The sequence below is a fragment of the Acinetobacter portensis genome, assembly GCF_010646905.1.
Classification (GTDB): Bacteria; Pseudomonadota; Gammaproteobacteria; order Pseudomonadales; family Moraxellaceae; genus Acinetobacter; species Acinetobacter portensis.
In genome coordinates this window covers 1,463,011-1,483,132 of sequence record NZ_JAAARQ010000002.1, presented here as the reverse complement: position 1 = coordinate 1,483,132, position 20,122 = coordinate 1,463,011, and the positions used below count along the sequence as shown (strand labels likewise).

19 protein-coding genes are annotated in these 20,122 nt (G+C 37.9%); 7 read left to right on the top strand and 12 right to left on the bottom strand.

Annotated features, from left to right (window positions below; genetic code table 11):
- Window positions 1-45 precede the first annotated feature (45 nt).
- Entirely contained in the window at window positions 46-1,398 is a 1,353-nt protein-coding gene (locus GTK57_RS07065) for a sigma-54-dependent transcriptional regulator (RefSeq protein WP_407925929.1), read from the top strand.
- Between the two features lie 7 nt (window positions 1,399-1,405).
- On the opposite strand, the gene GTK57_RS07060 is transcribed toward GTK57_RS07065, so the two are convergent.
- From GTK57_RS07060 to lptF, 4 genes are all read right to left on the bottom strand, one after another.
- Window positions 1,406-2,578 (bottom strand): S41 family peptidase, encoded by a 1,173-nt coding sequence (locus tag GTK57_RS07060; RefSeq protein WP_163122139.1) that lies wholly within the window; start codon window positions 2,576-2,578, stop codon window positions 1,406-1,408.
- An 18-nt stretch (window positions 2,579-2,596) separates the two neighbouring features.
- Window positions 2,597-4,144: a 2,3-bisphosphoglycerate-independent phosphoglycerate mutase gene (gpmI, locus tag GTK57_RS07055; protein ID WP_163122136.1), complete on the bottom strand. Its 1,548-nt coding sequence runs from the start codon at window positions 4,142-4,144 to the stop codon at window positions 2,597-2,599.
- A gap of 124 nt (window positions 4,145-4,268) precedes the next feature.
- On the bottom strand, window positions 4,269-5,339 hold the full coding sequence (lptG, locus tag GTK57_RS07050) for an LPS export ABC transporter permease LptG (protein WP_163122133.1): 1,071 nt from the start codon (window positions 5,337-5,339) through the stop codon (window positions 4,269-4,271).
- A 1-nt stretch (window position 5,340) separates the two neighbouring features.
- On the bottom strand, window positions 5,341-6,441 hold the full coding sequence (gene lptF / locus GTK57_RS07045; RefSeq protein ID WP_152873729.1) for an LPS export ABC transporter permease LptF: 1,101 nt from the start codon (window positions 6,439-6,441) through the stop codon (window positions 5,341-5,343).
- A 149-nt stretch (window positions 6,442-6,590) separates the two neighbouring features.
- Here lptF and GTK57_RS07040 point away from each other — a divergent pair, with 149 nt between their 5' ends.
- From GTK57_RS07040 to blhA, 3 genes are read left to right on the top strand one after another with little or no spacing between them, the layout of a single operon-like run.
- A complete protein-coding gene (locus tag GTK57_RS07040; protein ID WP_163122130.1) occupies window positions 6,591-8,039 on the top strand; it encodes a leucyl aminopeptidase in 1,449 nt (482 codons plus the stop codon).
- Window positions 8,032-8,439: a DNA polymerase III subunit chi gene (locus GTK57_RS07035; protein WP_163122127.1), complete on the top strand. Its 408-nt coding sequence runs from the start codon at window positions 8,032-8,034 to the stop codon at window positions 8,437-8,439. The genes GTK57_RS07040 and GTK57_RS07035 overlap by 8 nt, the downstream gene beginning before the upstream one ends.
- Before the next feature lie 21 nt (window positions 8,440-8,460).
- Complete coding sequence (blhA, locus tag GTK57_RS07030) at window positions 8,461-9,066, top strand: cell division protein BlhA (protein ID WP_152873732.1); 606 nt, start codon at window positions 8,461-8,463, stop codon at window positions 9,064-9,066.
- An 81-nt stretch (window positions 9,067-9,147) separates the two neighbouring features.
- On the opposite strand, the gene GTK57_RS07025 is transcribed toward blhA, so the two are convergent.
- The 7 genes from GTK57_RS07025 to glnK form a co-directional block, all read right to left on the bottom strand.
- Window positions 9,148-9,693 carry a VTT domain-containing protein gene (locus GTK57_RS07025; RefSeq protein WP_152873733.1) on the bottom strand — a complete coding sequence of 182 codons (546 nt, stop codon included), beginning with the start codon at window positions 9,691-9,693 and terminating at the stop codon, window positions 9,148-9,150.
- Between the two features lie 109 nt (window positions 9,694-9,802).
- Complete coding sequence (locus tag GTK57_RS07020; RefSeq protein WP_152873734.1) at window positions 9,803-10,462, bottom strand: riboflavin synthase; 660 nt, start codon at window positions 10,460-10,462, stop codon at window positions 9,803-9,805.
- 25 nt (window positions 10,463-10,487) lie between these two features.
- Window positions 10,488-11,780 carry a DNA adenine methylase gene (locus tag GTK57_RS07015; protein ID WP_152873735.1) on the bottom strand — a complete coding sequence of 431 codons (1,293 nt, stop codon included), beginning with the start codon at window positions 11,778-11,780 and terminating at the stop codon, window positions 10,488-10,490.
- A complete protein-coding gene (ribD, locus tag GTK57_RS07010) occupies window positions 11,777-12,883 on the bottom strand; it encodes a bifunctional diaminohydroxyphosphoribosylaminopyrimidine deaminase/5-amino-6-(5-phosphoribosylamino)uracil reductase RibD (RefSeq protein WP_163122121.1) in 1,107 nt (368 codons plus the stop codon). The genes GTK57_RS07015 and ribD overlap by 4 nt, the downstream gene beginning before the upstream one ends.
- Before the next feature lie 20 nt (window positions 12,884-12,903).
- Entirely contained in the window at window positions 12,904-13,368 is a 465-nt protein-coding gene (gene nrdR / locus GTK57_RS07005) for a transcriptional regulator NrdR (RefSeq protein ID WP_152873737.1), read from the bottom strand.
- Between the two features lie 136 nt (window positions 13,369-13,504).
- Window positions 13,505-14,896 carry an ammonium transporter gene (locus GTK57_RS07000; protein WP_152873738.1) on the bottom strand — a complete coding sequence of 464 codons (1,392 nt, stop codon included), beginning with the start codon at window positions 14,894-14,896 and terminating at the stop codon, window positions 13,505-13,507.
- A 63-nt stretch (window positions 14,897-14,959) separates the two neighbouring features.
- Window positions 14,960-15,298 carry a P-II family nitrogen regulator gene (gene glnK, locus GTK57_RS06995; RefSeq protein ID WP_086174160.1) on the bottom strand — a complete coding sequence of 113 codons (339 nt, stop codon included), beginning with the start codon at window positions 15,296-15,298 and terminating at the stop codon, window positions 14,960-14,962.
- Between the two features lie 276 nt (window positions 15,299-15,574).
- On the opposite strand from glnK, the gene GTK57_RS06990 reads away from it, so the two are divergent.
- Both GTK57_RS06990 and GTK57_RS06985 read left to right on the top strand, forming a co-directional pair.
- Window positions 15,575-15,799, top strand: a complete 225-nt coding sequence (locus GTK57_RS06990) for an accessory factor UbiK family protein (RefSeq protein ID WP_152873739.1) — start codon at window positions 15,575-15,577, stop codon at window positions 15,797-15,799.
- Window positions 15,800-15,868: 69 nt separating this feature from the next.
- Window positions 15,869-17,356 carry a YifB family Mg chelatase-like AAA ATPase gene (locus GTK57_RS06985; RefSeq protein WP_152873740.1) on the top strand — a complete coding sequence of 496 codons (1,488 nt, stop codon included), beginning with the start codon at window positions 15,869-15,871 and terminating at the stop codon, window positions 17,354-17,356.
- 60 nt (window positions 17,357-17,416) lie between these two features.
- Here GTK57_RS06985 and GTK57_RS06980 read toward each other — a convergent pair whose 3' ends face one another.
- Window positions 17,417-18,196: a TorF family putative porin gene (locus GTK57_RS06980; RefSeq protein WP_163122118.1), complete on the bottom strand. Its 780-nt coding sequence runs from the start codon at window positions 18,194-18,196 to the stop codon at window positions 17,417-17,419.
- Between the two features lie 581 nt (window positions 18,197-18,777).
- Here GTK57_RS06980 and GTK57_RS06975 point away from each other — a divergent pair.
- Window positions 18,778-20,055, top strand: coding sequence for an OprD family outer membrane porin (locus tag GTK57_RS06975; protein ID WP_163122115.1), 1,278 nt, complete (start codon window positions 18,778-18,780; stop codon window positions 20,053-20,055).
- The last annotated feature ends 67 nt before the right edge of the window (window positions 20,056-20,122 follow it).

Genomic DNA, 20,122 nt, shown 5'->3' with positions numbered 1-20,122 from the left:
CCACTCATCTTACTTGTAGATGATGAAGAAGATTTATGTACGCTCATGTCTATGACTTTATCCCGAATGGGGATGCAAACACATGTAGCGCATCAAATTACGCAGGCTAAAAAATTACTGGCTGAAAATAACTACAATGCCTGCTTAACCGACTTCAATTTACCCGACGGAAATGGCATTGAACTTGTTCAGCATATTTCTGAAAAATACCCACAAATTCCTGTTGCTGTCCTTACTGCTTATGGAAATATGGATATTGCAATTTCTGCCTTAAAAGCGGGTGCATTTGACTTTGTAAATAAGCCTATTAAACAAAACCACCTTCAACAACTTTTAGATAAAGCCCTTAATCAGCCTCAGATATTAACTGAAAGCAATAACGAGAACTTACTAGAAAATAAAATGCTGATTGGGCAATCTGTACCTATCCAGCAATTAAAAACAACGCTGAAAAAAATTGCACGTTCTCAGGCACCAGTATTCATTACAGGTGAATCTGGTACAGGTAAAGAAGTCGTGGCCAATCTTGTACATCGTTTAAGTAATCGCAATGAAGGACCTTTTATTGCCATTAATTGTGGTGCGATTCCATCAGAATTAATGGAAAGTGAGTTATTTGGACATAAAAAAGGAAGCTTTACAGGTGCAACACAAGATAAACAAGGTTTAATTCAATCAGCACATGGAGGAAGCTTATTTTTAGATGAAATTGCAGATTTACCTTTGAATATGCAGGTCAAATTACTTCGTGCTGTACAAGAAAAACGAATTCGTCCTCTTGGTTCAGATACAGAAATTGATGTGGATTTTCGCGTGATTAGCGCCAGTCATCAAGATTTAGAAGCGCTGGTTCAACAAGGACGCTTCCGCCAAGACTTATTCTTCCGCATTCATGTGATGGATCTTGTACTTCCGCCATTAAGAGACCGCGGTAATGATATTCTGTTATTAGCCGAACACTTTATTCAGCGTGTTTCTCAAGAATGGCGTATCTCACCTAAATATCTAACAGATAAAGCAAAAATACTTTTACTTGAGCAATATTATCCGGGCAACGTTCGTGAATTAAGAAATATTATTGAACGAGCAATGGCACTAAGCGATGACAAATCGATTAATATCCAACACTTACAAAGCACTCCATTAAAGCAATTTTCTATTCAAACGGAAGAAATCACTCAAACACCTGAATATAAATATGAAAAAACCTTAAATACCCATAAATTGCCGACTGAAGGTTTAGAGCTTTACTTAGAAAAAATTGAAAAAGAAATTCTATTAAATGCGTTAAATTTAACACATTGGAATCGAACATTAGCTGCAAAAAAACTAGGGATGTCTTTTCGCTCTTTACGCTATCGTTTAAAAAAATTTGAACTAGATATAGATGAGGAGTAATGCATTATTATTTTTGAGCAATTAGTAATTCTGTAATATGTTCAATATAGCTTTCTTCTTTCATATCCTGCTGTAAAACATACTTCTGATTTGGCTGAATTCCAACGCCTTCAATCATTGCACCTTTTGGGGTGTAATAGTGCGAAACTGTCATTTGTAGCGCAGCGCCATTTGAAAGAGGGAATAACTTTTGCACTACGCCTTTGCCATAACTCTTATCGCCCATCACCCATGCCCGACCATGATCTTTTAATGCTGCGGTAAATACTTCAGCAGCAGATGCAGAGCGATTGTTAATTAATATTCCAAGTTTTAACTTTTGGAACTCTGAACTTGGCAAGGCTTGGAATTGTTGATCACCCTCAGATCTACTTTTAGTTGAAACAATAACACCTTGATTAAGAAATAAATCTGCACTTTCAACAGCTGCCGACAGCAATCCACCAGGGTTATTTCTTAGATCAATTAAAACGCCTTTTAAACGTGGTGTTGTATGTTGTTCAATTAAATTTTTAATTTCATTGGCAGTATCTTGCTGAAAAACTTGTACTTTAATGACAAGAATTTGATTACTGAGTAGTTGAGCTTGAATATCTGTTTCTATTTTTTTATTTCTAACAAGTGTAATAGGAATGCTTTTATCTGTAAGTTGAATCTCTAAAGTTGAACCTACTGAGCCTGATAGCAAATTATTGACTTGATCATGATTGAGTTTTTTTAACTCTTGATTATCAACTTTAAAAATAACCATTCCATTTTTAAGACCTAGCTTTGCTGAATCAGCATCTGCTTTTAAGCCCTTAATAACCCACTGATGTATTTGATTATCATACAATAAGTCAAAATCTACCGAAGCAAACTCACCTTCGGTATATTGTAGAAGTTGCTTATAGTCTTCTGGTGATAAATAGCGAGAATAGCGGTCTAAACCTGAAACTAAACCTTTAATGGCTTGTTGAAATAAGTCATCATCATTTTTTTCAGCAACATAGTTATCTTTCACAATGCCGTAAATTTGAACGAAATTTTGAATTGCTTCAACAGGAACTTCTGCATATTCCTGCTCATCATCTAAAGATAGTACATCTGGCTTTTGAGGCTTTTGTTTCGCCCAAGCAGGTGAAAGGCTCAAACACATTAAGCATGTTGTTATTAAAGCAACAGTATTGTGTCGAGCCATTCATTCACCTTTTATAATTTATGGTATTAGAGTAATTAGATTACGACCTTGCATTTCTTTAGGTACAGGAAGGTGCATTAATGTTAAAAGTGTCGGTGATACATCTGCAAGTACGCCACCTTCAGCAATAGTTGCTTGTGTAGGTCCTACATAAATAAACGGCACAAGTTCTGTTGTGTGTTGAGTATGAACCTGACCACTTACGTAATCTTGCATTTGTTCAACATTACCATGATCTGCTGTCACAATCATATGACCTTTTTGTGCCATAACTGCTTCATACACTCGACCTAGGCATGTATCTACAGCTTCAACGGCTTTCACTGCTGCATCAAACTTACCTGTATGACCAACCATATCACCATTTGCATAGTTCACAACCAACAGATCGAACTCACCTGAGTGAATGGCAGCAACCAACTCATCTGTTACTTCATATGCACTCATTTCTGGTTTTAAATCATATGTTGCAACATTTGGAGATGGAATAAGAATACGTTTTTCGCCAACATATTCATCTTCACGACCACCACTAAAGAAGAATGTTACATGTGCATATTTTTCAGTTTCAGCAATACGTAGTTGTGTTTTACCTAATTCAGATAAATACTCACCAATTGAATTTTTTAATGCTTCAGGCATATAAGCCACAGGTGCATCAATGGTTGCTTGGTAGCGTGTAAGCATTACAAATTTAGATAAATTTGGAACAACTTTACGTTCAAAACCTACAAAATCTTTTTCGACAAATGCTTTGGTAATTTCACGCGCACGGTCAGCACGGAAGTTCATAAATACAACGCTATCGCCATCTTGAATTTTTGCAATATCACCAATGCGTGTTGCTTTGACAAACTCATCGGTTTCTTCAGCTGCATAAGCAAGTTCTAAACCTTCTGTAGCCGTAGCAACTGTGCGTGCAGCTTCACCTTCTGTTAAAAGACGATAAGCTTGTTCAACACGATCCCAGCGGTTATCACGATCCATTGCAAAGTAACGACCAATCATGGTCACAATACGACCTTGACCTGGGTATTGGGCAAAAACTGCATCTAATTTTTCAAGCGATGGTTGAGCACTTTTTGGTGGTGTATCACGACCATCTAAGAAAGCATGAAGATAAACTTTTGCACCACGTTTTAATGCAAGTTCAACCATTGCAACAATGTGATCTTCATGTGAATGTACGCCACCTTCAGACAATAAACCTAAGATGTGTACCGCACCATTTGAAGCTTTGGCTTTTTCTACAGCATCGACCAGCACTTCATGCTCAAAAAAATCACCTGTACGGATGTCTTTGGTAATACGTGTGAAATCTTGATACAACACACGACCTGCACCCAAATTCATATGTCCAACTTCAGAGTTACCCATTTGCCCATCTGGAAGACCAACATCTTCGCCTGAACCAGAAATTAAACCATGCGGATGCTTTTCCTGCATTGCAGTCAAATTAGGGCGTTTTGCTGCTAAAAAGGCATTGTCTTCAACCTCTACGCGGTGCCCCACACCATCCATAATGACTAAAACGTGAGGGATTTTGCCAGCAGTTGCAACCGTCATGATATACACTCTTTTCTGTTTACAAATTAATCAATACATTTTACCGAAATTTCGGTAAAGACTCTATGTGCACTCAATGGTTAAAGCCACTAACGCACATTGTTTTCTTCAATTTACCGTATTTTTAGCGTGCTCGATGGAGTAAGTAACCACCAACAGCAAACATAAAGATAATTGGTAAAAATACAAACCACGCAGGAGATGGTGAATATACTAAGCTTGCATAACCCAAGAAGTCTTGTAAGTAATAAAATCCAAGCCCTGTAAATAATGCAATCACCAAACGAAAACCCATAGACTGTTGGCGTAATGGTCCAAAAATAAATGAACATGCAATCACGACCAATGCAATCAGTCCAAATGGTGAAGCAACTTTTTGCCAAAATGCCAATTGATATGTTTTTGGTACTTGACTGTACTCATGCATATAGCGTGTAAAACTAATAAGCTGACTTGGTGATAATTTCTCAGGATCAATGGTCACCATATGTACATATTTAGGTTGCAATGCCATAGATAGAGGTAGTTTTTCAGCTTTTTCCATTACTGCATTACCATTTGGCAATACATCCGTTTGCTGTACATTTTCTAAAGACCAAGCACCATTTTTAATAAAATTACCTTTTCCCGCAGTAACAACACCATGAAGATTATAATCTTTATCTAAATCAATAACCTGAATATCTTGCAGCTGACCAGATGAGTTTGCATAGTCAATATAGATAAAGCGCTGACCCTCTCGAGTCCAATAGCCACTTACACTTCCCAACTCCGCAACAGTACGATGATCTTTAACGCTTTTTGCTTGTTCATTGGTATAAGGAATAACCCACTGGCTTAAAGCAAAAGATAAAACCACTAAAATTAATGCAGAACGAATCACCCATCCAACAATGCGCCACAAGCTAATGCCTGAAGCTCTCATAATAATAAGTTCACTATTTGAGGCTAAGGCACCTAAACCAAGAACAGCGCCAATTAACGCTGAGATGGGTAAAATTTCATATAAATACCTTGGTGCGCCCCAAAGTACATATTTCAATGCTTCCCATGCACCATAACTACCTTTCAATGAGCCAAGTTCACCCAAATAAGTAAACAGGACTTGTAAGCCCGCTAAAATAAGCGTTGTACCAAGCATTGCGAGCGCAGTGGTTTTGGTCACATGTTTTGCAACTATACGGCGTGCGAACATTTTAAGACCCCACTCGTTGAATTTTTTTCTTAATTTTTGGTGCAAGATTAGGTTTTCTTAAAAACAGCACCGCTACACTGGCATAGATAAACAATACCAACGGATAAGCCCATGCTCCTAATTCATCTTTACTTACACGTGTTTTAACCGCCATTAATGCAACAATTAAACTCGCAAAAATAAGTAACGCAGGGAATAATTTTAAATAGCGTCCCTGACGTGGACTCACTTCAGAAAGCACAACTGAAAGCAATAGTGCAACAAACATTGCAAACGGTACATAAACACGCCACCAAAGTTCGCTTGCAACAACAGGGTCTTCCCTATTTTCCCAAAGTTTAGATGTTGGTAATGCCTCAACCTCTGTGCTTTCAAACTTCGCTTCTTTATTATTTTCTAGACGTAAACGATATGTTTTAAACTCAATATGCGTATATTTCGGGCTACCCGGATAAATCTCGTAACGACGACCTTCTGTTAAATCCACTACATTGGCACTGTCATTTGGCATTTCAATTCGAGTTGCTTCTTTTGCCAAAATAACAACATCTGGACGACCATCTTTATCTGCTTTTTGATAAAAGAAAATATCTTTTAGATTCTTACGATCTTCAGATAAATCACCTGCATAAATGGTGTATGCGCCAGAAGATACAAATTCTTTTGGTCGAACCAAGTCAAAACCTGTTCTGACTGCTTGAGCCGATGTCAGTTGTTCAAACTGACGCAATCCCCAAGGTGCAGCCCATAACATAAGAAAAGACTGAACCGCTAAGAAAACCACCGTCATTGGAACAAGTAAGCGACCTAAACGATTACGACTGAGACCGCTACTATTAAATACTGCCATTTCGTGGTCGACATATAAACGACCAAAAACTAACATTAAACCAATGAAAAAACCTAAAGGTAAAATAAGCGTTAAAAACTCAGGTAAACGGTAACCAATGATGCTAAATAAGATACTTGCATCTAAACGACCTTGAGCTGCTACGCCAAAATATTTGATCAAACGACCACCCATCATGATCAAGGTCAATAAGGAGACCACCACCAATGATGTCGATACAACTTGCTTGACCAGATAACGCCGAATAATCAAATTAATTCTTCCAAAAAACTGGGTAAAAAAACCAACACTAGTTTAACCTAATGTTGAAAATATAGAACTATACTCGTGTTGCACATTGAAACTCTACTCATCAAAATGTTTCAATGGAACCAAACCTTACAAAGGCATGAAAATCGCATATGAAACTCAGTATTAATCAGTCATTCCAAGAGAATGCATCGAACCAATCTTTGTTGATATTAGTTGATTCTGAACAAGTTCAACATGCTACTAATACATATCAAATCAACAATTTAGATACAGTTATTGAATCAACACAGTTTAAAGCAACACTAAGCGAAACTTTACCTTTAATTGGTCAGGTTTCTAATTGTACGCATAGCGTACTTGTTGGTATTGGTAAGGCAACTGAGCTTAAAGCTGCAAAATTATCGAAAATTGCTCAAACAATTATCAAGTCTTCACAAAAAAAATTCAAACAGATTAGTGTTGATATTTCAGCACTTCCTCAAGAATTACATTATTTATTTGCACTTAGCTTAACGCAAGCTGCTTATTCTTTTGATGAATATAAGTCTAAAAAGAATGATTTTATTCTTGAACAAGTTAATCTCATTGCGACGAACAGTCCACTTAATCAACAACAATTGTCACTGATTGAAGCAATTCAATCTGGTCAAGATCTTGCACGTAATTTAGGTAACCGTCCTGGCAATATTTGTTTCCCAGAATATTTAGCTGAACAGGCGCAAGCATTAGCAGCAGAATATCCGAATTTATTAAAAGTAACTGTATTAGATGAGCAACAAATGGCTGATCTTGGTATGGGTGCTTTCCTTGCAGTAAGCAAAGGGTCAGATCGTCCGGGGCGTATCATTACGATTGAATACCAAGGCAACCGCGAAGAAGCACCTGTAGTACTTGTTGGTAAAGGTGTGACATTCGATACAGGTGGTATTTCACTTAAACCAGGCTTAGGCATGGATGAAATGAAATATGATATGTGTGGCTCTGCATCTGTATTAGGTACAATCCGCGCATTATGCGAATCTGAACTTCCTATTCATGTTGTTGGTGCAATTACTGCTGCTGAAAACATGCCTTCAGGTGGTGCAACTCGCCCAGGCGACATCGTAACAACTATGAGCGGTCAAACTGTTGAAATTCTCAATACAGATGCCGAAGGTCGCTTGGTTCTTTGCGATACTCTCACTTATGTTAAACGCTTCAACCCTGCCCTTGTCATTGATATTGCAACTTTAACAGGTGCTTGTGTGGTTGCATTAGGTTCTGTATTAACTGGTCTATTTACCCCAGATGATGAACTTGCAGCAGAATTAAATGTAGCAGGTCAAAATTCATTTGACCGTGTATGGCGCATGCCTGTTCTTGAAGACTACCAAGAACAACTCGATTCACCATTTGCCGATATCGCAAACATTGGTGGCCCTAAAGCAGGTTCTGTAACAGCTGCATGCTTCTTAGAACGCTTTACACGTGATTACCGTTGGGCACATTTAGATGTTGCAGGTACAGCGTGGACTTCTGGTGCAAACAAAGGTGCTACAGGTCGTCCTGTTCCACTATTAATGCAATTTTTAGCGAATCGTGCCCAATCGAATGGCTAAAATAAGCTTTTATCTTTTTGAAAAGAGTCCTGAACGGCAAGTCGAAAGCACTTGCCGTTTATGTCGGAAAATTTTAAAAAAATCCGAAAAAATTTGGTTACTCTGTAATGATTTAACATTGCAGCAGCAACTTGATGATCGTTTATGGAGTTTTGATTCTACAAGTTTCATTCCACATGGAGTTGAAGATACGAGTGCACCTATTTGTATTTCGGATAAACTTCCTGAACAGTCTGATTGGATTATCTTTAATTTTAACGACCAAGCACTTGAACAATTTGAGAAATTTAGTCACATTATTGAGATTATTGAAAATAATGACGTGGCAAAGCAACTCGGTCGTGAAAAGTTTAAACAGTATCGCCGTTTTGGAATAGAACCAAAAACTTATAAACTCTAAGCTATAAAATAAAGGAGAATGATGGTGGCATTAAATGTCGGACAAGATTTTAAACAGCGTTGGTTAGAAGCACCCGAAGCTGTGCGTCAAGCATATCTTGATGACCTCCATCGTATCTTCGATATTCTAAAACCAGAAGTTCAGTTACAAGCTTGGATTGAACGAGATCAACAAGAACAGCAAAAATCTTTGCAAAAAATTGATGTTGCTTATGCAGAATTAAAAGCTCAATTGATTGAAGAAGCGCGTATTCGTCATCAACAAGCTTTAGAAAAGAAACTGGAAGATAAGCGCGCTGAAGAGGCTGCTTTCGCCAAACAACTTCAACTTGATGAAGAAAGAAAATTTGCTGAACAAGCAAAAGAACTTCAAGCCATTCGTCAAGATTTAGTTCAAGAAACGCAAAGCTATACCAATCGCTATGAAAAAAATCCGAATAATCTTCTGGATAATTTATCTGTAAAAGATAGCGAAATGCTTTCTGAGCTAGATAGCGTACGCATTCGATTAGAGTTAGAAGCAGAAAGTTTGATTGAGCAAGCGGTAACTGTGTTCCGTGCAAAACTTCACACAGCAACTCAAGAAGAAATTGAATATATTTTGAAAAGTTCGAAGTTTTCAGATTAATAAGATATTTTATACTACTTAAAATCTAAAGTATGTCTGATGAAATACTTTAGATTTTTATCTTAAATCATCATTTTTTAATTATAAAAAGTCTACAACCGCATGTAACGTATGGCCTAAGCCATAACCAATTCCTAGTAAAGCACCAATCCAAAGCATCCCACCAATGACATTATATGCAGTAAATGATGCAAAATTCATATGTGCCGAACCTGCCGCGAATGGTGCAAATGAACGAACAAAAGGAACAAAACGTGCAACAAGGATGGTTTTACCACCATGCTTGGTAAAATAGTGATTAGTTTTAACCAGGTATTCTGGCTTGAAATAACGAGTATGCTTATTAAAATACTTAATACCCAAAACACTGCCCGTATAATAATTTACGGTATAGCCCAATGTACTTGCACTAAACAACGTAATAGCCATGTAGTGTAGATGAATCACATCTGTGGTTGAACACAGTGCACCTATCGCAAGCAATAAGCTATCACCAGGAAGGAAGAACATGAATACCGAACCCGTTTCTGCAAAAATCACTAAGAATAAAATTGCATAAATCCATGCGCCATAGTTTTCTAACAACACTGGCAACCACTGTTCAAGGTTCAGCAAAAAATCGAACATTCACACCTTTCCCAAATTTAAACTGCTTCTATTTAAACACTAAAATGCACTAAAAAATAAAAAACAGTCTAATTTTTCAACTAGACTGCTTATTTTTCATTCTATTAGCTTATTTTAAAAAGCCATTTTCAGCAAGAAAGTCCATACTAATTTTTGATTGTTGTTTTGTTTCAGCCGCTTTATCGCCTAGTAACAGGCGCTCAATATACCGTGCTAAAACATCAACTTCCAAATTTACTTTCGCCCCTACTTGCCAAGTTCCAATATTGGTTCTTTCAGCAGTATGTGGAATTAAATTCAGACTCAGCACTCGACCATTTAAGTGGTTAATTGTAAGGCTAATACCATCAACAGTGACTGAACCTTTTTCTGCCAAATAGCGTGCAATTTCTGCAGGTGCTGTCACTTCATAGTAAATTGAACGAGCATCTGCTTTCACTACGGTAATTTCACCAACAGCATCAACATGTCCACTGACAATATGACCACCAAAGCGTGTTGTTGGAAGCATCGCTTTTTCAACATTTACACGTTGACCCACTTTCCATTGACCTAAGGTTGTGCGGTTCAAACTCTCACGAGAAACATCGGCAGCATACCAATTGTCACCCCAATCGATCACCGTCAAGCAAATACCATTGGTTGCTATTGAATCGCCTAAATGTACATCTGACATATCTAAGCCTGTTTGAATGCGTAAACGGACATCTCCGCCCACACTTTGCAAACTTTCAACTTTTCCAACACTTTCAATAATGCCTGTAAACATAGGTTTTCTCAAATATTGTAGACTTTTACCATAATGCCAATTGTGTGCTAACACCTGTCGTGTCTACACCACCTAATTCTGCAAAATGGTGTAATTGGCTAAGTAACTGGCGAATAGGTGGACCAGACTTGCCATGTGTATCGGTAATCACAATAAACTCGAGTACACGTGCTCTTTCTGACTGACGTTGCTTACTTACACGATAGCGAGGCACATCTTGTGTTAACAAGGTTACACGCCCGCGCTTTAAGTTCGCTTGTAACAAATCTGTCGCACTAATATTACCATCTGTCGAATAACTCGTCAGAATATATCGTGCATTTATGGTTTCGAGTAATTTCTCATATGCCTTTTGCGCATGCTTAGAAGAGTTATATGGACTTGGTCTTTCTTTACGCCAAGCACGATCAATACCGCTCTTAAAGCCTTTCGTATCTGGTGTTGGTAAATCAACCTGATCCCAAAGTGTTAAGGCATTTAAAACGTGATAATTACTACTATATGCATGTTGATTATAAGGTGGATCTAAATAAGCAACATCAACCTCAAAACCACTCATTTGGTTTGCTAAATGCTGTGCATCTACACACCACATTTCAGCAGCAGGCTTTTTCGAATCACCATTTTCACAAAAGCGACTTGGCGTTAACCAAAGTAATGATTCAATTCGTTCTAAAGCTGTTTGTGTTTTACCGCCCCATCCATGATGGAAGCTTTTAAATACGCCTGATGTATTACTGACAAAACTTGCTGAATACAAAAGTGGTGCAAGTAATGCAGACATCTCTACATCATCAATTGCACCTTGCGCTTGCCATGTTGCAATTTGCTGACGAATTGCATCAATACGCATACCATTACGGCGTTTGAAGAATAAACGGTCTTTAGCAGGATCGTAAATTTCGTCATTTCGTGGGCAAAGATTATGCGTCACCCAACCTTTTACTTCAGGTAAGCGGTTAAGGTAATCAATTGCTTTTTGATAGCCACCCAATTCTTTAAATGCAGGTGCCTCAACGCAAGATAAAATTGCGCTATTTAAAGCATGGCTATAGGGTTCCCAGTCATTGGCAATCACACGATAGCCATTTTGACGCGCTAAACGAGAAACCACGCCAGAACCTGCAAAAAAATCTGCAAAAATAGGTGCGCGACCATCTGCTCGATTTAACGTTCCCGTACTCTCAAGTGCTTCTAAAATCAGATGTAGTAAACGGCGCTTGTTTCCTAAATAAGGAACCAATTGATGGAAAAGGTATTCATCGGTAGTACGCGCCGCATGACGACGCTTGTGATAAACCGTAGACTCTGGATTCATACTGTCTCTTGAGAAGAAGGAATGAGTTTCAAACGAACATCACTCCCTACTTGGGTAACATCTATAAGCTTAAAACGAAGTTGCTCTGCCATACGGCTAAATTCCGCATTAAACATTGCTCGAGCGGTCTGCCCTAGAAAAGTGGGTGCAACATAACTAATTAATTCATCAACCAACTGCTCTTTTAAAAATGCGGTTGATAATGTTGCGCCAGCCTCAACCAAAACATCATAAATTTGATGCTCTTTGGATAAGGTGTGTAAAAGTTCTTTTAACGGCTGAATGTGTAATTGAATAACACCCAAATCTTCAAGTTCTTTTCGATACGGCCCCATGACCATCACGGTTTTAGCTTGCTCTAAGATTTTAGCGCTCAATGGCAAACGCCCTTTACGATCTAAAACAATGCGTAGCGGTTGTACCACTGTAGAAAGATCTTCTACATTGCTTAATTGTCTTACATTCAACTGGCAATCATCGGCTAAAACCGTTTCAATACCTGTAATAACAGCACCTGAAATTGCACGCCAATGTTGAACATCTTGACGTGCCTCAGTGCCTGTAATCCATTTAGATTCACCCGATGCCATGGCAGTACGACCATCTAAACTTGAAGCAATTTTAAGGCGCACATAAGGCATGCCTGTTGCCATTGCTTTTAAAAAGCCTAAATTGAGTTGATGTGCTTCTGCTTCACACACACCGACTTCAACCTCAATACCTGCATCTTTTAGAATTTGTACGCCTTTACCTGCCACCAATGGATTTGGATCGGGGCATGCAACAACAACTTTTGCTACACCTGCTTCAACCAACCCTTTTGCACATGGAGGCGTTCTACCGTAATGTGCGCATGGCTCTAAGGTGACATAAGCAGTCGCGCCTTTTGCAAGTTCACCAGCTTCGCGCATAGCAAATACTTCAGCATGTGGCTGACCTGCTTGAGGATGAAAACCCTCACCCATCAATTGACCGTCTTTAACAATGACACACCCTACATTGGGATTGGGTTTTGTTGAATATTGTCCAAGCCTTGCAAGCGTGATGGCACGTTGCATCCACACCTGATCTTGGTGTTTTGGATTTTGATTGAACTCGGACATGGTGTACTAAATCTCTAAACTTAATCTTGAAGATCGCGATATTGCATCTGTTCGATTTGACGACGGAATGCTTCTACATCTTGGAAATCTTGATAGACAGATGCAAAACGTACATACGCAACATGATCTAATGCAAATAAAGATTGCATGACAATTTCGCCAATGGTGCGTGATTTAACATCTCGCTCGCCCAATCTACGAATTTGTAAATGAATGTCACTTAATACTGTTTCTATTTGCTCTTGCGTTACAGGACGTTTTTGTAAAGCATGCATCAGCGAACGACGCATTTTAGCTTCATCAAATGGTTCACTTTTACCATCTGATTTAATCACGCGTGGCATTACAACTTCGTAGGTTTCAAACGTTGTAAAGCGCTCACCACAACTAATACATTCACGACGTCTACGAATTTGACAGCCTTCAGCAGCCAAACGCGAATCTATCACTCTACTATCTTCGGCGTTGCAAAAAGGACAATGCATAGCGGTTTTATTAAACAAATTTCAATGAGTTTAGAGTGTAGCAAAAATAATGGTATTTGTAGAGTATTGTTCTAGATATGGAAATAAAACAGCCCTTTCGGGCTGTTTTATACTATATATTGATAATGTGCTTTTATTATTCTATGCGTTCGCCATGTTGACTTAAGTCTAGACCCATGCGTTCATCATCAGATTCAACACGAATACCAATCACTAGATCAATAATTTTCAAAATAATGAAAGTCATAATACCTGAGTAGACAATCGTTGCGAGTACACCTTCAACTTGAACCCATAATTGAGCAAGCATATCTTTTGGTGCACCATCTCCCATAATGAATTCGCTTGCGAATACTGCTGTTAATAGCGCACCCACAATACCACCCACACCATGAAGACCAAATGCATCTAAAGAGTCATCGGCTTTAAGGATGCGTTTCAATGCTGTAATGCCCCAGAAGCAAACTACACCACCAATAAGCCCCATAATTAAGCCACCGCTTACAGTAACAAAACCTGCAGCTGGTGTAATAACCACCAAACCTGCAACCGCACCAGAAGCACCACCTAATACAGACGCTTTACCACGTACAAGTTTTTCAACAAATAACCAAGAAAGTGCTGCTGCCGCTGCTGCAATTTGAGTCACAACAAGCGCATAACCTGCTGAACCATTTGCACCTAATGCAGAACCACCATTAAAACCAAACCAACCTACCCAAATTAAGCTTGCACCAACAACGGTTAATGCCAAGTTATGTGGAGCCATAGATTCACGACCTAAGCCCATACGTTTACCAAGCATGTATGCAGCAACTAAACCAGCAACACCCGAGTTGATATGTACAACCGTACCACCAGCAAAATCTAGTGCACCATCGTTACCTAACCAACCACCACCCCATACCCAATGAGTAATTGGCGCATAAACAACAATAACCCAAATAGTGATGAAAGCGACAAATGCTCCAAATTTCATACGTTCTGCAATAGAACCACTAATAATGGCAACAGTAATAATAGCAAACGTCATTTGGAAAATAACAAATAGAATTTCAGGAATTGTGCCTGAAAGGGCTTCTGTGGTTATACCCGATAACATGAACTTATCTAGGCTACCAATAAAGGCATTTCCCTCGCCAAAAGCAAGCGTATAACCAATAACAACCCAAACAATACTTACAACAGCAGCAGCAACAAAGCTATGAGCCATTGTGCTTAATACGTTTTTCTTACGAACCATACCGCCATAGAAAAGTGCTAAACCAGGAATAGTCATTAAAAGAACAAGAGCTGTAGATACTAAAATCCACGCTGTATCACCTGTATCTAATTTTTGTTCTTCTTCAGCAGGTGCTGGAGCTTCTTCTGTAGCAGCCGCAGTAGGTGCGACTTCTGATACTGTAGCAGTTGTTTCAACCACTGTTACTTCTGATGTATTTGGTGCTGATGCAGCTTCTTCAGCCCATGCAACAGAACCACCTAAAAGCGCGCCAGACAAACTCAGCGCAAGTAGCATCTTTTTCATTCGTGTCCCCCAACCTAGTTTTTTTTGAGTTATTAGGTACTCAGCAAACTTCGTGCCAAATTATTAAACGGCATCTGCACCTGTTTCACCTGTACGAATACGGATGACTTGCTCTAAGTTAGTCACGAAAATTTTTCCGTCACCAATTTTGCCTGTGCTTGCAACGCGAGTAATAGACTCAATCACTGAATCAACCATTTCATCGCTAATTGCAATTTCAATTTTTACTTTTGGTAAGAAATCAACAACATATTCAGCGCCACGATAAAGTTCAGTATGACCTTTTTGACGACCAAAACCTTTGACTTCCGTTACAGTGATCCCTTGAACACCAATATCTGACAATGCTTCACGCACGTCATCAAGTTTAAAGGGTTTTACAATAGCAGTTACTAGCTTCATGTTTGTTTTCCTTCGGCTTGTTTCACCAGTAAGGTTTTATGTTCAATTTTCATGCCAAAATTTTTAAGGTCGGGGGAAAATAAAAATTTAAGCATGTTTTTTTCGTTTTTATATTCTATACCCATAATGATTTTTATACGCTAGTAAATCCGCATTTTTCCTAGAAGATTTACGATTTTAATGATTGAATAAACCCATCTTATACTGAAATGCAGTAGCCTATATTTCAGACGTGTTATACACTTCCACAACCACTCTCCTGCTTTGAGAAAACAAATGATCGAAACATTATTACAAGCAATTATGGAACAAGTAGATCTCCCAAAAAAAGATATTGAACATAATTTACGTGCACTCTTAAATGAAGCTGTAACCAAGATGGATTTAGTGTCGAAAGATGAAATTGAGCGCCAAAAAACAGCATTAAATAATGCAAATATTCGCTTAGATGAACTTCTTAAACATGTTGAAAACTTAGAAGCTCAATTAAAAAATAAATAATAAGCACCAAATTTGTGCATAAAAACATCAAAATTAATAATAAATAACGCACTATAATGGATCATAAAAATGTCGTTTGCCAAAATTTATACTCGGGGGCTGCTTGGCCTCCACGCTCCTTCTATTGAAGTCGAAGTTCATATCAGCCAAGGACTTCCATCGCTTACTATTGTTGGATTACCTGAAGCTGCAGTTCGTGAAAGTAAAGACCGAGTACGCTCAGCCATTATTAATAGTGGCTTTCAATTTCCAACCAAACGCTTAACCATTAACTTAGCACCTGCCGACTTGCCCAAAGATGGCTCACGCTTAGACCTCCCTATTGCTTTAGGAATTCTAATTGCTTCAGGTCAACTTCCTGAAAAAAGTACAGATGGTTTTGAATTTATTGGTGAACTTGCTTTAGATGGTCAATTGAGACCAATCACAGGTACGCTCAGCATTGCAATTGCCTGTCAGCAAGCCAATCACAAATTGATTTTACCTGCACAAAATGCACAAGAAGCATCTCAATTACCAAACTTCGAAGCATTTTCCGCAGATCACTTAAAGCAAGTATGTAACCACTTAAACAATGCACAACCTCTAACCGCATTTGAAAATCAACAAGACTTTCAAATCAACAAATCTAAATATGATCTTTCAGATGTAAAAGGACAATTACGCCCAAGACGCGCTTTAGAAATAGCTGCAGCAGGTGGACATTCATTGCTATTTAAAGGTCCACCCGGCACGGGGAAAACTTTATTGGCTTCTCGTTTAGCGAGTATTTTACCGCCATTAAGTACACAAGAAAATTTAGAAGTCGCAAGTATTTACTCTGTTGCAAATACAGCACATGATTTTGGTCAACGCCCTTTTCGAGCACCTCATCACACAGCATCAGCGGTTGCATTGGTTGGTGGTGGCTCACATCCAAAACCAGGTGAAATTACACTTTCCCATTTAGGCGTTTTATTTTTAGATGAATTACCTGAATTTGATCGAAAAGTTTTAGAAGTTTTACGTCAGCCTTTAGAAGCTAAAGAAATTGTGATTTCTAGAGCATCAAGACAAATTACTTTCCCTGCAAATTTCCAGCTGATTGCAGCAATGAATCCTTGCCCTTGTGGTTATGCTTTTAACCAAGATGTCCGTTGCCAATGTTCGGCAGATGCTATTAAAAGATATCAAAATCGCATTTCAGGTCCCTTATTAGACCGCATTGATTTACATATAGATGTACCACCATTACAAGCTTCTGAACTACAAGATACAAAACCTGTTGAAGATTCCAATACTGTACGTCAGCGTGTTGTTGATGCTTATCATCATCAAATTGAAAGACAGAATTGTTTAAATATGGCACTTAATCCAAAACTATTGGAAAAATATGCAACTTTAGATGTTCAAGCAGCGAAAATTATTGAACTTGCGCAACAACGCTTAAACTTATCTGCTCGTGCATATCATCGCGTTTTACGTGTAGCTCGAACCATTGCAGATTTAGCACAAAGTGAAAATATTCAAAGTACACATCTTACTGAAGCATTGTCTTATAGAAGTCAACAAACCTAAAAAAGAAAACCCGTTACAGATTCCTGTAACGGGTTTTCATAAACTGTAACTTTGTCTAAATTAGAAAGACTTCGTTAAAGTAAATACCGCACCAGTTTCTACACCACGCTTATAAGTAGATGCCGTATTCTTAGTTTCAATATTTGTTCCTACAGCAGCTAATTCAGCACTGAAACCTTCAATAGATTTAAATTCGTACGCTACACCTGCTTTCCAATCCCAATAACTATCATCTTTAGAAGCTGCATCAAAATAGTACTTATCTGTTGTTGTATAACCAATATTTGCTATACCGCTAAAGCCTGTATCTGCAAATGGAATTGTATACCCCAATCCCAAATACCATGCATCAATATCTAAACCTAAATAGTCATTCGTATAATTTACTGACGTTGATAAACTATCACCCTCGGTAATTAAGCCTTCAAAACCTACACCTGCATAGTATTCAACAAAGTTTAAATCGCTATTCCCTGGATACGCATAATAATAAACACCAACGTCCAATGTAGGCTTACCAGCAACACCTTCAAATGTTTTTGCATAACCAAGGTAAGGATCTAATTCTAAGTGAGCAACCCCTGCATCACCATTAGCGATGTAAACATTAGACCCCCAAACACCTGCATACAAACCCGATGCATGATCTAATTGAAAACCCACTTGTACTGCAGGATCATTTTCTGTTTGAGACATACCACGGAAACGATAATCTGTGGTCATAGCAGCTGAGCCACTAAATTCTAATCCGAAAGGTAAAGCCGGTGCTTCATCTGCAAAAGCTACTGTAGATACTGAAGTAACTAAAGCCAAACTTAATGCCTTTAAAGTGAATTTCATTGTGTATTCCCCCGATATCGTTAAAACGACTCTTTTTTGATTAATTTAAAAACTCATAAATGAATTAGCAATTGCTATGCCAATTTTTAAAAATGGGTCATCAACAAAAAAAACTGATAGAAAAAAGAGACGGAATCACACATACAACTTTTATATATGTAAGTATCAGTACTTAATAATTCCTACATAGAAATGAGCTACAAACTATTTCTTAAACAAAAAATGCATCAAAATTAAACAATTTCACAGTAATGTATTTACATTTTTATCAAATTGCACAAAAATAACCCACACATAAGTTAAGATAAAATAACAATATTTAGACAAGATCTCCTTTATAGATATTTTATTTATGATCTTAGTTTATTTTTTTATACCCAAAGTGCCTATAAGTCATATATATTATGGCTTGTTAACTGTATTTTTGATTAAATTAAATGCATGTTTTCTATAGGCAAATATATAAACCTCATTGGAAGAGTGTTTAACCTTAATTAATCAGGATTAATTATAAGCATCTTTTAAATGTGTTTTATATAAATCACCCATTTCACCACTATTTTGTATGAGGCTCTCTCCCAATGCAAAAAACACAAAAATTATTACTTGCTGTACTTGTTCAAACAGCTTTTATTTCTACTGCTTTTGCAAGCGAACAAAGCGAATCTAAAGGCTTTATCGATGATGCCGAAGGTTCTGTACTTTTCCGTACAGGCTTTATTGATCGGGATAAAAAAGATGGAAAAGCAGATAATCGCTCATCAGCACAAACAGCTATCGTAAAACTCGAATCTGGCTACACTCAAGGTACAGTTGGTTTTGGTGTTGGTGTTATTGGTGATTGGTCATTTAAACTTGGCTCAAATGATCACGCTGGCAATCAGATGATCCCATTTGATAAAAATGGTAATGCACATGACCAATGGACTCGTGGTGGTGGTTTTGTTAAAGCACGTATTTCAAATACAACTGCAGTTTACGGCACTCAAGTTTTAGATGTACCTGTTTTTGCAAGTAATACTGCACGTTTAGTTCCTGAGTATTTCACTGGACTATTAGTAACGAGTCGCGAAATTAAAGACTTAGAGTTAACAGCTGGTAAATTTACTAAAGACCAAATGTCTGATCAAATTTCAACAGACGGAAATGCTTTAGATCGTGCATATATCTGGGGTGCTAAATACAAAGTTAACGATGCAGCAAATGTTGCATATTTTGGTTTAGATTCTAAAAATAAATTAGAACGTCACTACGTAAATGCTAACTATAAACAAGCTTTAGCTAATGATGCCTCTTTAACTTATGACTTCAGTGGCTACCACACTAAGTTCGATAAAGAAGCTTCTACAGGTTACAGCACTGCTACAAATGCTTCTGATCGTTCTAACAGCATTTGGGCTGTTTCAGGTACCTATAACCAAGATGCTCACAGCGTAATGCTGGCTTACCAACAAAATACTGGTAATACTGGTTATGATTATGGTGGCAATGCTGATGGTTTCCAAAGTATTTACTTACCAAACTCATATCTTGCTGACTTCAATGGTCTTAAAGAAAAGTCTGCTCAAATTCAATATAACTTAGATTTTTCTAATTATGGCGTACCTGGCTTAAATTGGACGTCTGCATATGTATATGGCTGGAATATCAAAACAGCTACTGACGACAAAGCTAAAGAAAGCGAAATCTTTAACCAAGTAAAATATACAGTACAAGATGGCTTTGCTAAAGATGCAAGCTTACGTGTACGTTATTCTCATTACCGCTCAAATGGACCTGCAGCTGAGATTGGTAACTACTTAATGCCAGACACTAACGAATGGCGTATCTTCCTTGATATTCCTGTGAAATTATTCTAATTTTCAGAAATATTAAAGCATAAAAAAACCTGCACATTGTGCAGGTTTTTTTATGGCTAAATTTTAA